Genomic DNA, 14,027 nt, shown 5'->3' with positions numbered 1-14,027 from the left:
GGCAGGCTGACCTGTCAGCGTTGCCGCCATTGTGAAATGCCCTTGGCAATGAAGTAAATCAACCAGACCGGCAACGAGACGATCAGCGTATAAAGCGCCACTCCAACCGCTCCGAGCAAACCGCCGACAGTAGCCGCCATAGCGCACAAGGGAGCAAATACCACAACCGTGAAAAAAGCAGTCTTTCGATTGTTTCGAAACAGTTTCTGAAATGCATATGTGAGCGGCATGCCGCACGGCCATGAGACCAATGTTGCCAGGTAGGTATGGGTATCACGGGGAAGAAAAGACGCGGTGGACTGCAAATCAAACCCTTTCAATCCAAATTGGATCAGGTAGAGTACTACAATGGATAACGGAACCCAGACCGAATACAGGAACGTTCTGAGAAAAGCGCGGGAATATTCCGATTTGGGCTTCACGAGTCGTCAGGTTGTTACAGTGGTCGACTACCAACCGGCGTGTCTCAATCGAAACGTCTTGTTCGCCTCACTTGCTCGTCGCTCTTGGCAGGACCTGATGCTCGATCCAGTTGCGCGCTTCCAAAAATCGGATATCCTGATCAAGAATATCCTCATCAATGCCTAGATTCCACGCCACATCCTTGCGACCGGGGTCCTCATAAAGCGCATCCAGACGGTTCGTGTAGTCCCTGACTTCAGTCGAATCGGAAAAAAATCCGATACTGATCAGTTTCTCCTCCCGGCAACGGATCAAAGCCGCCATTTCCTTTGTGTTGTATTCCGGATGATACTGAATTGTCCACATGACTCCGTTAGCGTGTGAAATCTCCAATGCCTGCACGTCAGAAATTGAATTGGCGGCCAGTATCTTTGAATTCGGCGGAGGTACGGTCACTTCGTCCTCGTGGCTGGCGAACACATCAAATACTCCGGATTTCCCCCTGTACATCGGGTGGTCCAATCCATCTTCAGTCAGACGAATCTTGCGCCCAAATCCCATTTCACGACCTTTGGGGTTGACATCAACCTTTCCGCCTGCGGCAACTGTCCCGACCTGCAGTGCCCAGCAACTTCCGAAACTCGGCACCCCCTCTGTCTGAAAACTTCCTGTTGCAGACTGATCTGGGAAAGGACAGCGGGGTTGTCAGAATCTGTAACAGACAGGTTTGATCCGGTCATGGCCACGCCATCGTAAGACTTGAGCTCAACACCCGACGGCAATCTTGCATCAGCATCTGCCGGTGTCACGATATCAACTGTTGAGTTCGGTGCAAGCGACAGCAGCATCTGCCTGTAAAGATCACTCGCAGGCGACATTCCGCCCGCGACCAGTTCATCGCGCGATGCCTTTCCGTATCCCTCGACGACCAGAAACTTGAGATTCTCTCCAATCATTTTTCCATCCAGAATGAACTCACTGTGTATCCAGCCGGTTCAGTATGCCGGGCAATTCCAGATAGCTCGGACAAACCGCATCAGCCGTCGTGTTCTTCGCATCAGTGTCGCGTGTCGCAGTGAACAGGATCGCCCGCATGCCCAATGCATGGGCGCCTTTGATGTCATTATGTTCCCTGTCACCGATGTGTACCATCTCATTCAATTCCACACCGAGCTGGGTGGCCGCAGACGCAAATATCGCCGGGTCGGGCTTTGACCTGCCGACCTCGTCCGAGAACGCAAATCCGCTGAAGTACTGAAGCAGTCCATGCAGATCCAGCCACTTTCGCAAATTCCTGCCTGGAGAGAATATCGTATCGGATACGACAGCAAGCGGATAGGCTTTCGAAAGTTCCTCGAGCGCCGCACCCACACCCTCAATCGGATCAGGCGGAACTTCGAGCTCCATATCCTCCAATATCGCCACTAAATCACTGAAATCCCGCGGTGAGAGCGTGCGATCCAGCTTATCCAATATATGACCAATCCTCTCACTGACAGTCCAGGTCAGATACTCGTCATGCCAGACCCGGTTGAATTCATCATTGACCGCTTCGTAAGCCAGACTGATATCTTCCTGCGAGATCGGATCGCCCTGATCCAGCGCTTTGAATACCGCGTAGGGACGTTGATCACGCTTTGGACGTAACCCGAGTGCAGCTCGCTTGGGCTCGTCCGAATCATCGTTGATCACAGTATCCCAGAGGTCGAATGTGATCGCCTTGATACAATGACCTGCCACTATTGCCTACCCACCAACGGTACAACGGTGCGAATTCAGATATTGAACTCGCGGATACTCTGTCTGCACCAGTGCCAGAAATCAGTTCCGAAACTTTGCAGGACATAGACATCAAAACTGTCTGAACGACAATGAATTGTTGCCGTAAAGTGCCCGATCAGGCTGGTTATGACGTCACCGCCTGTCATAGCATCAATGTCGGCCGGACATCCCTTTTTCAAGAAGTCCCGTCGCGACGAACCTGAAATCCGGACAATGGTCCGGGCCGAGGACAGATCGGTCACTGTGGCATCAGTAGAAACAAATCGCTCGCGCAACAACCGCAGCGTCTCGTCAGCCGGTCGGAATTCAGATTCGAACAACCATTCACCCGGACCGTTCCACATCAGCGTTACATCGTCTCCGATACAAGATTTCCTGTCTTGTGGAAGTTGCTCGATTCCAAAGGGGTTCAGTACCTCGTCCGCGGTACCTGATTCAAGCCCATGAATCTGAAACAGCGTCTCGACCAACCGCTCCTGCAGAGCGACACTGGGTATTGATCTTCCCTCAACCACGGGTTCTTTCTCCTTGCGGATCAACAAAAATATGGTGCGCGACCTTGACTGGAACGGTACGGCCAGTCAAGGGTGATGCGGCATACAGCTCCGTACCGTAGATCTGTCGGCCGTCAGCGATCAGGGCAAGTCCGATCTCCTTATCCAACAACGGACTGTAGCACGAAGAGGTCACATGTCCCCTGGTCTCAGCTGGCGGTCGTGTGTCGGACGCGGCAACAATCTGGGCTCCCTTGGGTATCGGCCTGCCACTGAGCGACTCAACACCAACCAGCTGCTCTCGACCGGATGACACCAGAGCTTCGCGCTCAGCAAGGCGCTTGCCGACAAAGTCCTCGTCTTTTTTCATCATACGCTCGAACCCGAGATCACCCGCAGTCGTACGACCATCGAGCTCAGCCGAAACGACATGACCTTTCTCAATCCGCAGGACCGTCATGGCCTCCATGCCATACGGTGCGATATCCCACTCACGTCCTGCTTCAAGCACTGCCTGCCAGACTTTCTGCGCAAACTTGGACGGAATATGAATTTCATATCCCAGCTCGCCGGAGAAACTCACACGGAAAATGCGCACAGCGATGTCGTCGATCCGTGATTCCAGATACCCCATAAACGGCAGATTATCATTGCCTGCCTCAGTCTCCCCGATCAGCGCACCCAAAACCTTCCGGCTGTGCGGCCCTGCCAGCGCCATACCCGCCCACTGGTCTGAGATTGAAGTCAAATGCACATGCAACTCGGGCCAGACCGTCTGTGCATAGAACTCCATATGCTCCAGCACCGGCGCGGCATTGGCAGTGGTAGTCGTCATGTAGTACTCGTTTTCTGCGACCCGTGTGGTGGTTCCATCGTCAAAGACAAAACCGTCCTCGCGTAGCATCAAGCCATATCGAACCCGACCGACCGGCAACGATTTCCAGCGATTGATATAGATGCGTTCCAGAAACTCAGCTGCGTCACGGCCCTGAATCTCGATTTTTCCAAGTGTCGAGACATCCGCAATCCCGACCTTCTCGCGAACCTGTCGTGATTCCCGGATGATCGCATCCCGGATCTGCTCTCCGGTCTTCATATAGTAGTACGGACGCTGCCATAGGCCAGCATTGTGCATTTGTGCGCGATTGCGTACATGCCATTCGTGTAACGGTGTTCGCCGCAGTGCACTGAGATGCTTGCCCTGATCCACTCCCGCCAGCGCACCCATGCTGACAGGTGTATAAGGGGGACGGAATGTCGTGTGACCTACCGAAGGAATGTCGGAATCCCGAAGGCGTGCCAGATTCGCAAGCCCATTGATATTGCTTGTTCGACCCTGGTCGGTACCCATACCCAATGTTGTGTAGCGCTTGAGGTGTTCGACCGAGACGTAGCCCTCGGAAAAAGCCAGTTCGATATCTTCTACGGTCACATCATTCTGGATGTCAACAAATCGCTTCGCACCGCGTTTGACTTTGGGCACCTGCCATAGTTGCTGCATCGGTGTTACGGAGCTGTCCTCGACTTTGGGAAAATCAGTTTGCGGCTCCGACCTGAAGCCGGCTTGGGCAGCGCTTCCAGAGCCGATTTCGGAACCCTGGCGCAGACATGCGCCAAGATCCATCTCCCCGTTTGCACTTCCTGCAACCCCAAGTGACTCAAGCTGGTGTTCCGGCAAGTAGGCACCGATTTGCTCATCAAACCTCAGTTTCCCCTGCGCATGGGAAAACAGATGAACGGTCGGAGTCCAACCTCCGGATACACATACAAGATCACAGTTCAAAGTCTCTGCCGAGCCTGCAATCTCTCCATTTTCCTGAAGTCGGCTCACCTCCACTGATCTCACTTGCCGCAGACCCCGTACCCTGGTAATCACAAAACCCTGTTTGAGCGGCGTATTGCCGAGATGGCGCAGCGCACTCTCCCCGGGAGATGCCAGCCGGCAGTCGATCACGGCCTCGACAGTCACCCCGACATCCCTGAGAGCAGAAACTGTCGCGTATGCACTGTCGTTGTTGGTGAACACCACAGCTTTCTTTCCACAACGCACTGCAAACCGATTTGCGTAGCCGCGAACTGCCGATGCCAGCATCACACCCGGCTTGTCGTTACCTCCGAAGGGAATCGACCGCTCGATCGACCCGGTTGCCAGCACAATCTGTCTTGCGCGGATACTTCGCAACCTGTGCCGATCGTCGCGTCCATCAGGCTCCCGTTGATGGTCAGCAACCCTTTCCAGCGCACCGACCAGATTCTGGTCATACAGGCCAAATGCGGTTGTCCGGCACAGAATCTCAACGTTGGGCATGATCCTCAACTTCTGAGTCGTGTCGTAAACCCATTCCTGCGCCGGCTTGCCATCGATCATCTCATCGTCCAGATTGAGTCTGCCGCCGGTGCGTCCGGTCTCCTCAACGACGACCACCCTGGCACCGGACTTCCCGGCACCCAGTGCTGCTGACAGACCGGTGGGACCGGCACCGACGACCAGAACGTCGCAGTACTGATAGAACTTCGAATAGGTATCCGGGTCGTGTTCGGTTGCAGATTTGCCCAAGCCGGCAGCCTTGCGAATGAAGTGTTCGTAGAACATCCATTTTGATGCAGGCCACATGAATGTCTTGTAGTAAAACCCGGATGGGACAATCGGAGACAAGAAATTGATCAAGGCGCCAAAATCAAGATTGACCGAAGGCCAGCAATGTTGCGAAAAAGCTTCCAGCCCGTCGAAAAGCTCAACTTCTGTCGCACGGATATTCGGCTCTGAACGCGGCCCGCTGCGCAATTGAACCATCGAACTCGGTTCTTCGACCCCCATTCCAAAAACACCGCGAGGCCGATGGTACTTGAAACTGCGCCCGACAATCCTCACCCCATTCGCCAGCAGCGCGGAAGCAAGAGTGTCTCCCTTATATGCTGAGTAGGCTTTGCCATCGAACCTGAAGGCAATCGGATGATCACGGCTGATGGTTCCGCCAACCGGATGACGATGAGTATTCATAACCAGGTCCTGCTACTCCTGTGACCGATCGGAATTCGCTGATTCGCTGCCAAGAACTTCATGCGTCCAAGTGTTCCGACGAACCTTGATCCATCGCCTGCAGCCGGCAGAATGATGCCACCATTCGGTGTGCTCGCCACGCGGGTTGTCCCGTGTGTAGACGAAATCGTACCATTCCTGTGCAGAGGCCTGCGCTGGCGGACGCTCAACTGTCGCATCTCCGCGATAAGTAAACTCGGTTTGCGCTCGGTCACCGCAATAAGGGCATGGAATCAACAGCATGAATGAAGGCTCCCGAACTAGTGTGAATTGGGGAAAGCACCGCTGCCATTCTCATCAAGGAGAGCACCGGTCGAAAACCGCTCAAGTGAAAATGGCTCGTTCAGCGTGTGTGGTTGGTCATGTGCGATGGTGTGGGCGAAACACCATCCTGAACCGGGTGTCGCCTTGAATCCACCGTAACACCAACCTGAGTTCAGATACAGCCCATCGACTGGTGTCTTGCCGATTATCGGGCTGCCATCCATCGACATATCCATCACGCCGCCCCAGGTTCTCATCATTCGCACCCGACTCAGACATGGAAACAGTGTCAGCACGGACTGCACGACATATTCGATTCTGGGCAGATTTCCGCGCTGTGCGTAGGAATTGTATAGATCCAGATCCCCACCGAAGAGCACTTCTCCCTTATCGGTCTGGTTAACGTAAACATGTGAAGCGCTTGATGTCACAACAGTGTGGATAATCGGTTTCAATGGCTCGGTCACTATGGCCTGAAGAACGTGGGATTCGATGGGGAGTCTCAATCCCGCCATGGCCGCCAGACGGCCTGAGTTGCCGGCGACTGCCAGCCCGACTTGACCGCAGAGAATCGTGCCGCGGCTGGTCTCAACCGCCGTCACCCTATTTCCGCTGGTCTTGATTCCAGTCACTTCACAATTCTGGATGATGTCGATTCCAAGCGCATCTGCCGCGCGGGCGTATCCCCAGGCAACCGCGTCGTGACGCGCAGTGCCACCGCGCTTTTGCAGCAAACCGCCAAAGATTGGATATCGGGTATTCTGCGAACAGTCAAGGTGGGGCACGCTGCGTCGAACCTGATCAGGCATCAGCAGTTCCGCATCAATTCCATTGAATCTCATCGCATTGCCGCGAATCGAGAATTTCTCCATCTCCGAATCGCTGTGCGCCAGATTCAGCACGCCGCGCTGGCTGAACATGACATTGTAATTGAGTTGCTGCGACAGGCCTTCCCACAGTTTGAGTGAATGCTCGTAGAACTTTGCATTGCCATCCAAGTGGTAGTTTGACCGGACAATGGTCGTATTGCGTCCGGTATTGCCACCGCCCAGCCAGCCTTTCTCCAAGACTGCGACATTCCTTATTCCGTGCAGTTCAGCCAGGTAGTATGCGGTCGCGAGTCCGTGTCCACCGGCACCGATAATGACTACATCGTAGGAACTCTTTGGTTCAGGGTCGCGCCATGCGCGCTGCCAATTTCGATGCCGCGAAAATGCATTTCTCGCTAGAGCCAATCCCGAATATTGCCTTTTGGAAAAAATCTTCAGCATACCGCTATCCGTATTTGTGCCTCAATGCCTCAATGACGCAGACATTCGGTGCCAGCATATCAAAGTCTCCCAACTGCGCCAGCTGCACCCATCGCAGGTTCTGTTGCTCGCGAGCAACGGGAGTTCCGTCATAGTGACTGACCAACCGAAAATCAAGCAGGACCTTTCGGTCCGGATAATCATACTCGAAAGTCATGAAATGAACAGTATCAATGACAGAAATTCCAATCTCTTCCCACAACTCCCTATGCAATGCCTCGTCAGCAGATTCAGCAGGTTCGATCTTCCCGCCCGGAAACTCCCATTTTCCCAGGTATGCATCCTGTACTGTTCTCTGTCCGATCAAAATCTTGTTTTCGGAATCCAGGATCAGGCCGACTGCCACCGCGATACGCTCAGGTTCGATATTCTGCATTGATCCTCACATACTCCGCACTGAAGTCGCACGTCCACACTGTCGCAGAATTGGACTTGTCCCTGCTGACTCCAAGATCGATAAATATCGTAAATTCCTCGTTATTCATGACCTCGAGCGCCTTGTCCTCACTGTATTGCGGGCTGGCCTCACCGTTCACGAACACCTCAACGTCCCCGATACAGATTTGTACATCGGACAAATCCAGATACTCAGTCGGCGCCCGTCCGATTGCCGCGTAAATTCTTCCCCAGTTCGGGTCTGCGGCATGCATGGCGGTTTTGACAAGCGGTGAGTTGGCAACGGTCTTTGCGATTGCAACTGCATCTTCCGGGCTCGCCGTACCCACAACCTCAACGGTCACAAACTTGGTTGCACCTTCACCATCCCGAACAATTGCCTGCGCTAATTCAACCGCGACGTCACCGAGCGCTTTCCGGAACTGCTCGATTGCCTGGTCCGAGACATCCGGTGAAATTCGCACACCCGAAGCACCCGTCGCAATCAGCATACAGGAATCGTTGGTCGACGTGTCGCCGTCCACAGTGATTCGATTGAAGCTTTTGTCAACGGCGGTTTGCAACTCAGTTTCAAGGAAATCAAGCGGCGCCTGTGCGTCTGTCGCGATAAATGCCAGCATGGTTGCCATGTCAGGGTTGATCATACCTGATCCTTTGGCAATTCCGGTGATGACGATCTGACCCGCATCTCCCAGATCAACCACTCGGGTGACACCCTTGGCAACGGTATCAGTGGTCATGATTGCCTGGGCTGCGGCCAGCCAGTTGTCCTCATTCAAAGTCTGCACGCAGCGACCGACCGACTGTTCGAACTTCTCAAGCGGCAATCGTTCGCCGATCACGCCGGTGGAAAAAGGAATGACAGATTCGACTGGAATTTCCAACTCGTCAGCAACATTCCGACAGACCTGGAGGCAATCGTCGACGCCTGTCTTGCCCAGACCGGCATTGGCATTTCCACTGTTGACCACCATGGCGCGGATTTTTCCGCACTGGTCGGCGGCCATGAACAGCAGGTGGTCAATCGCCACATCAACCGGAGCTGCCCGCGCTTCGTTGTTAGTGAACACTCCGGCGATCGTGGATTCGCCCGAGATCTCGAAAATCGCAAGATCCTCACCTGGAGACTTGCGAATCCCTGCGTCGACGGCGCCGATCCGGATGCCCGCGACAGGCCGTAAGTTTCCGGGCGGCTGGAGACCTACACTCATCGATCAGGCCGCCTTCCCGCAACAGACCTTGTATTTCTTTCCAGAACCACAGGGACAGGGCTCGTTCCGTCCCACTTTGCGGCCTTCCCGAACGACCTGCTTGACAACCGGTTTTCTCGCCGGCACCGCTGAACCCGATTGTGACCCGGGTTGCGGTGAGGGTGCTGGCTCTTGTCCGGCGTAGGTATCGGATTGCGGATGAAAAAATTGCATTTTCTGCTGCGGCGGAGCTTTGCGACGACCGATCGTCTCAGCAGTGTCAGACGCCGCAATCCGAACACGCGACAACATTCGCACGACTTCATGACGCACGTTCTGAAGCATGTCGGAAAACATTTCGAATGCCTCGCGCTTATATTCCTGCTTGGGATTTTTCTGGGCATAGCCGCGCAGATGAATGCCCTGCCGAAGGAAATCCATGTTGGCCAGATGATCTTTCCATGCGTTGTCAAGTACCATCAGCATCACAGCCTTTTCCACCGCTTTCATCTCATTTTCGCCGACTTCCTCCATTCGTTGAAAGTATCGTTCCTGAACGGATTCATTGATTCGCGTCAGCAAGCTGTCCTGAGTCAGGTTGGAGTCTTCATCCAGCCACTGTGAGATCGGCAACTTAAGGTCGAACGCATGATCAATTTCGCGGGCAAGTCGATCGACTTCCCAGTACTCGTCGGCAGTTTCCTTAGGGATGCAGGAATCTACAACATACGCTACGAATTCACCCTGGATCAGGTCGATCGCATCGCGGATGTCTTCCGAATCCATTAGGGCATTTCGCTGATCGTATACAACCTTTCGCTGCTCGTTGGCCACATCGTCAAATTCCAGCAACTGCTTGCGTATGTCAAAGTTCCTGCCTTCGACCTTGCGCTGTGCATTTTCGATGGCCTTGCTGACCCAGCTGTGCTCGATCGCCTCGCCCTCTTCCATGCCCAATTTACCCATCAGGCTTGACACCTTCTCAGACGCGAAGATTCGCAGAAGGTTGTCTTCCAAAGAAAGGTAGAATCTGCTTGAGCCCGGATCACCCTGACGGCCAGAGCGTCCCCTGAGCTGGTTGTCCACCCTTCTGGATTCGTGTCTTTCGGTGCTCAGTACGTGCAGGCCGCCGGAACTGACCACTGCATCATGACGACCTTGCCAATCCATTCTGATGGATTCAGGGTCAGCGCTATTAGATTGTGCATCGGCGAGTTCCATTTCCAGATTGCCGCCAAGAACGATGTCGGTACCCCGACCCGCCATGTTGGTGGCGATCGTCACCGCACCGGGACGACCCGCCTGAGCGATGATGCGCGCTTCTCTCTCATGTTGTTTGGCATTCAGCACCTCATGCGGAATACTGCCTTTGCTGAGCAGCCCCGCCAGATACTCGGATGTCTCGATCGAGGCAGTGCCGACCAGGACCGGCTGACCGCGGTCCCGACAATTCTGAATGCCCTCGACAATGGCGGCGTATTTTTCTCGAGACGTGCGGTACACCAGATCAGGATTATCGTCCCGAACCATCTCCATATGTGTCGGAATCACCACCACTTCCAGTCCATAGATCTGCTGAAATTCCTCCGCTTCCGTATCCGCAGTACCGGTCATTCCGGCAAGCCGGTCGTAAAGACGGAAATAGTTCTGGAAAGTGATGGATGCAAGCGTCTGGTTCTCGCGCTGAACCGTCACCCCTTCCTTGGCCTCGACCGCCTGATGGAGTCCGTCCGACCATCGACGCCCCGGCTGCATCCTTCCTGTGAACTCATCGACAATTACGATCTGGCCTTCATGCACGATGTAGTCCACATCCTTCTGAAACAACCGATTGGCCCGCAACGCTGCATGCAGATGATGCACCAATGCGACGTTCGAGAAATCATACAGCGTGCTGCCTTCGGGCAGCAATCCTGCCGTGGCCAACAGCTTTTCGGCGTGTTCGTGTCCCTCATCTGTGAGATACACCTGTCGGGACTTCTCATCCACATGAAAATCGCCGGGGCCATCCTCCTCGATCTGTTGGGTGAGTTTTGGAACAATCCGGTTCATGTGCGCGTAGAGTGCTGTACTGTCCTCGGCGGCACCCGATATGATCAGCGGGGTTCTTGCCTCATCAATCAGGATCGAATCAACTTCGTCAACGATGGCATAGGTGAGTTTTCCCTGAACACGATGATTGGCCCTAAAGGCCATGTTGTCACGCAGGTAGTCAAAACCCAACTCATTGTTCGTGCCGTAAACAACGTCACAGGCGTAGGCAGCCTGTTTCTCATTCGGGGTCATATTGGGAACAACGACACCAACCGAAATGCCAAGAAATGAATAGATCGCTCCCATCCACTGCGCATCCCGGCGGGCCAGATAGTCGTTGACGGTCACGATATGTACTGAATGTCCAGCCAGCGCGTTGAGATAGACCGGGAGTGTGGCGACAAGCGTCTTGCCCTCGCCGGTGCGCATTTCGGCGATCTTGCCAAGATGAAGCACCATGCCGCCAACCAGCTGCACATCGAAATGCCGCATGTTCAGCGTTCTTGCAGACGCCTCGCGAACGACTGCAAAAGCCGTCGGCAGGATGTCGTCAATCGGTTGGCCGGTCTCGAGGAGTTCTTTCAGTTTCGGTGTATGCGCGGCAAGCTCCTCATCCGACATGGCTTGCATGGCCGGCTCTAGTTCATTAATTGCCTTGACAGTCTTGGAAAACTGCTTGAGCAGTCTTTCATTTCGACTGCCAAAAACCTTCGACAGCGTCTTCGAGAACATTTGTGAATGCGTCTTAGTGGTACAAATCGACGGGTCCGTATATGGCTGCCTGACGTATCTAAGCCGGAACTTTCAAGGCCGGCAAAATAATTCGGTTCAGCTTCCGTATTGACAACGATGATTTGCGACAGAAATCAAGGGACTCACACAGTGCAGACCGTCATATCGCACTACACACATGCGCAACGACTGCTTGTGACCGCGAATTATATGCCTATCGATCAGTAGTGGTTTACCAAAGTGCCTTTTCCGGTATCCCGTGAGTATGCACTTTCCTCCGTCCACAGCCGTTTTCGTCAACTCCAAACCGGTGCCTCTCACCTATTGGAAACTTGTCGCTGTCGTGGCAAGTGGCTTTGCATTTCTTGGCATCGTATCGGACGCGATATCCCGGGCAGGCCGGACTTCAATCTGCGGGTGCGGGTGCGTTACCAAAACGTTCTCTGTACCCCAAGATGCCTGAAGGAGACGCAGAACTGAAATTGTGGCGGCAATCTGCTGCAAGACATCAGTCTATATAGATGCCAACGCCAAAGAGGTGATTGTCGTGCAGTACAAGCCAACTTGCCTTTTTCCTCGGTGCGCCATCAGTCAGGGTTATCGATTTATAGTTGATCCACGTACCTGTCGGGGATGCAGTGCTTAACATTTTCTTGCCGAATTCGTTTGAATCAATGTCAACGAACTGTCGGATATCGACTCCGACAAAGGATGAATTCGCCGCGTGAGCAACAATCGGCCCGCCAATCCGAATGACGAAAACGTAAAGATCACGGTCGAAAAACTCAGGCGCGGGGTTGTCAGTAAACTTTTCAAATGCCCTATCGCTACCAACCTGATCGTAGTAAGCAATCGCCCGCGCTACCATGTCCTTGGCCTCGGCAGCGGTACCGCGCTTGAGGTCTGCGCTGGCCGAAACTGCTGCTGCCAGAAGCAAAAACGCGATTGTCAGTGTGGTTCGCAAGAATTGACTTGACACTTTCAGGGTGAACTAGAACTTTGAACTTGGATTACAGGATACTGTCCAGCGCCGCGATCAGACGCTCGACTTCTGATGCGGAATTGTAATGGACCATACTGATGCGTATGACTCCGCCCGCCCGGTCCAGTCCAAGTGCATCGACACAGCGCTTCGCATAAAAGTTGCCGGAGCCGATGCCAATGTCTTGATAACCGAGCTGTTCGGCAACTTTGTCGGAGCGTTTTCCCTCAACCGCGAAAGAAATTGTCGGTACTCGTGAAGCAGCGCCGACTTGCGCTGGACCGATGATGCGAACATCGTTGCGCGTATTGAGATAATCCATCAGTGGGCGGGCTATTTCATCTTCATGTGCGGCGAACATTTCGAACACCTTGATGTAGCGATCGTGCAGACTCCGTCCACATTCACCGAAGTGATGGTGAAAAACGCGGTCAAAATATTCGCCGATACCTTCAATCGAAGCGGCTGTTTCGTGCAGATAACCGCCCGGCTGAAGCTTGCAGGGCAAGGCGGACTTGGTGAAAAAGAAATGATTCTGATTTTCCAGTTTCAGAAGGTGTTCCTTTTTGCCGCACAACACGCCCAGATGAGGTCCGTACAATTTATACAGACTGAATAGAAGGAAGTCGACCGAAGACGCCTGAAAATCCAACGCGCGATGAGGTGCATAAGCCACAGCATCGACGCAAATCAACGCACCGGCCGAATGCACCAGATCAGCAATCGACCGAATATCGTTTATTGCGCCCGTAATATTCGAACACCAGGTGCAGCACACAAGACGGGTTCGATCTGAAAGTAAAGGCGCGAGTTTTTCCACTCCCCCAAGATCCGCTGTGTCAGGGTCAATCTCCCATTGCCGGATTGTCACTCCCGCATCCTCAAGCCTGCGCCATGAGCCGATATTCGGTTCGTGGTCAAGGTTGGTAACGACTATCTCATCGCCTGCTTTCAGTGAAGGTTTCAGCGCATTGGCCAGGACGTACACATTCATGGTGGTCGAGTGACCCACGATGACTTCCTCAGGGGCGGCATTGACCAGTTCGGCGAGTTTCTGATGACTGCGGTCAATGCGCTGCTGCGCTTGAGCTGACGCTCGATAAGGCGCACCGGGCTGAACCTGATTGCAGCGCATGTAGTCATAGACGCGATCGCTGACCGTCGATGGAACGAAAGTGCCGCCCGCGTTTTCGAAAAAGGCCCAATCACCGATATTCGGAAACTGGCTGCGAATGAAACGCAGGTCGAATTGTGGCTTGCTCATGAAACTGGATTCCTTTACCGTAATGTGAACCGATCAGCACAATTGCACTTGCCGAATGCGCAACGCCAATTTGCCGTTGGCAGATTACAGGTCTCGGGCGCTATTTCTGCTTTGCTGAATTAATACCGGCTCCAAAT

Annotated in this window: 13 protein-coding genes; all 13 read right to left on the bottom strand. The window is 53.8% G+C overall.

The genetic code is table 11. The features are described 5' to 3' along the window. Positions 1-14: 14 nt before the first annotated feature. Positions 15-422: a hypothetical protein gene (locus tag OXI60_08845; protein MDE0309919.1), complete on the bottom strand. Its 408-nt coding sequence runs from the start codon at positions 420-422 to the stop codon at positions 15-17. Between the two features lie 67 nt (positions 423-489). Further along, positions 490-1,050 carry a gamma-glutamyl-gamma-aminobutyrate hydrolase family protein gene (locus OXI60_08840; GenBank protein ID MDE0309918.1) on the bottom strand — a complete coding sequence of 187 codons (561 nt, stop codon included), beginning with the start codon at positions 1,048-1,050 and terminating at the stop codon, positions 490-492. Beyond that, the gene (locus OXI60_08835; GenBank protein ID MDE0309917.1) at positions 936-1,358 is read right to left on the bottom strand and encodes a hypothetical protein; all 423 of its coding nucleotides are present in this window, start codon (positions 1,356-1,358) and stop codon (positions 936-938) included. Before OXI60_08835 ends, OXI60_08840 begins: the two co-directional genes overlap by 115 nt. A gap of 19 nt (positions 1,359-1,377) precedes the next feature. Further along, the gene (locus OXI60_08830; protein ID MDE0309916.1) at positions 1,378-2,142 is read right to left on the bottom strand and encodes an HAD family hydrolase; all 765 of its coding nucleotides are present in this window, start codon (positions 2,140-2,142) and stop codon (positions 1,378-1,380) included. 35 nt (positions 2,143-2,177) lie between these two features. Continuing rightward, complete coding sequence (locus OXI60_08825) at positions 2,178-2,699, bottom strand: hypothetical protein (protein MDE0309915.1); 522 nt, start codon at positions 2,697-2,699, stop codon at positions 2,178-2,180. After that, positions 2,692-5,679, bottom strand: coding sequence for a sarcosine oxidase subunit alpha family protein (locus tag OXI60_08820; protein MDE0309914.1), 2,988 nt, complete (start codon positions 5,677-5,679; stop codon positions 2,692-2,694). The genes OXI60_08825 and OXI60_08820 overlap by 8 nt, the downstream gene beginning before the upstream one ends. A gap of 12 nt (positions 5,680-5,691) precedes the next feature. After that, positions 5,692-5,961, bottom strand: coding sequence for a sarcosine oxidase subunit delta (locus tag OXI60_08815; GenBank protein MDE0309913.1), 270 nt, complete (start codon positions 5,959-5,961; stop codon positions 5,692-5,694). 17 nt (positions 5,962-5,978) lie between these two features. Next, the gene (locus tag OXI60_08810) at positions 5,979-7,253 is read right to left on the bottom strand and encodes a sarcosine oxidase subunit beta family protein (GenBank protein ID MDE0309912.1); all 1,275 of its coding nucleotides are present in this window, start codon (positions 7,251-7,253) and stop codon (positions 5,979-5,981) included. A gap of 4 nt (positions 7,254-7,257) precedes the next feature. Next, positions 7,258-7,668, bottom strand: coding sequence for an 8-oxo-dGTP diphosphatase MutT (gene mutT / locus OXI60_08805; protein MDE0309911.1), 411 nt, complete (start codon positions 7,666-7,668; stop codon positions 7,258-7,260). Next, positions 7,649-8,899 carry a bifunctional glutamate N-acetyltransferase/amino-acid acetyltransferase ArgJ gene (gene argJ / locus OXI60_08800; GenBank protein MDE0309910.1) on the bottom strand — a complete coding sequence of 417 codons (1,251 nt, stop codon included), beginning with the start codon at positions 8,897-8,899 and terminating at the stop codon, positions 7,649-7,651. The genes mutT and argJ overlap by 20 nt, the downstream gene beginning before the upstream one ends. 3 nt (positions 8,900-8,902) lie before the next feature. Further along, the gene (gene secA, locus OXI60_08795) at positions 8,903-11,644 is read right to left on the bottom strand and encodes a preprotein translocase subunit SecA (protein MDE0309909.1); all 2,742 of its coding nucleotides are present in this window, start codon (positions 11,642-11,644) and stop codon (positions 8,903-8,905) included. A 508-nt stretch (positions 11,645-12,152) separates the two neighbouring features. Then, positions 12,153-12,608, bottom strand: a complete 456-nt coding sequence (locus tag OXI60_08790) for a cache domain-containing protein (GenBank protein ID MDE0309908.1) — start codon at positions 12,606-12,608, stop codon at positions 12,153-12,155. A gap of 46 nt (positions 12,609-12,654) precedes the next feature. Further along, entirely contained in the window at positions 12,655-13,890 is a 1,236-nt protein-coding gene (locus OXI60_08785; GenBank protein MDE0309907.1) for an aminotransferase class V-fold PLP-dependent enzyme, read from the bottom strand. Positions 13,891-14,027: the final 137 nt, after the last annotated feature.

Source organism: Acidiferrobacterales bacterium (assembly GCA_028820695.1).
GTDB lineage: Bacteria > Pseudomonadota > Gammaproteobacteria > Arenicellales > JAJDZL01 > JAJDZL01.
Note: the sequence above shows the minus strand (reverse complement) of the source record. Positions and strands in the feature narration are given on the sequence as shown.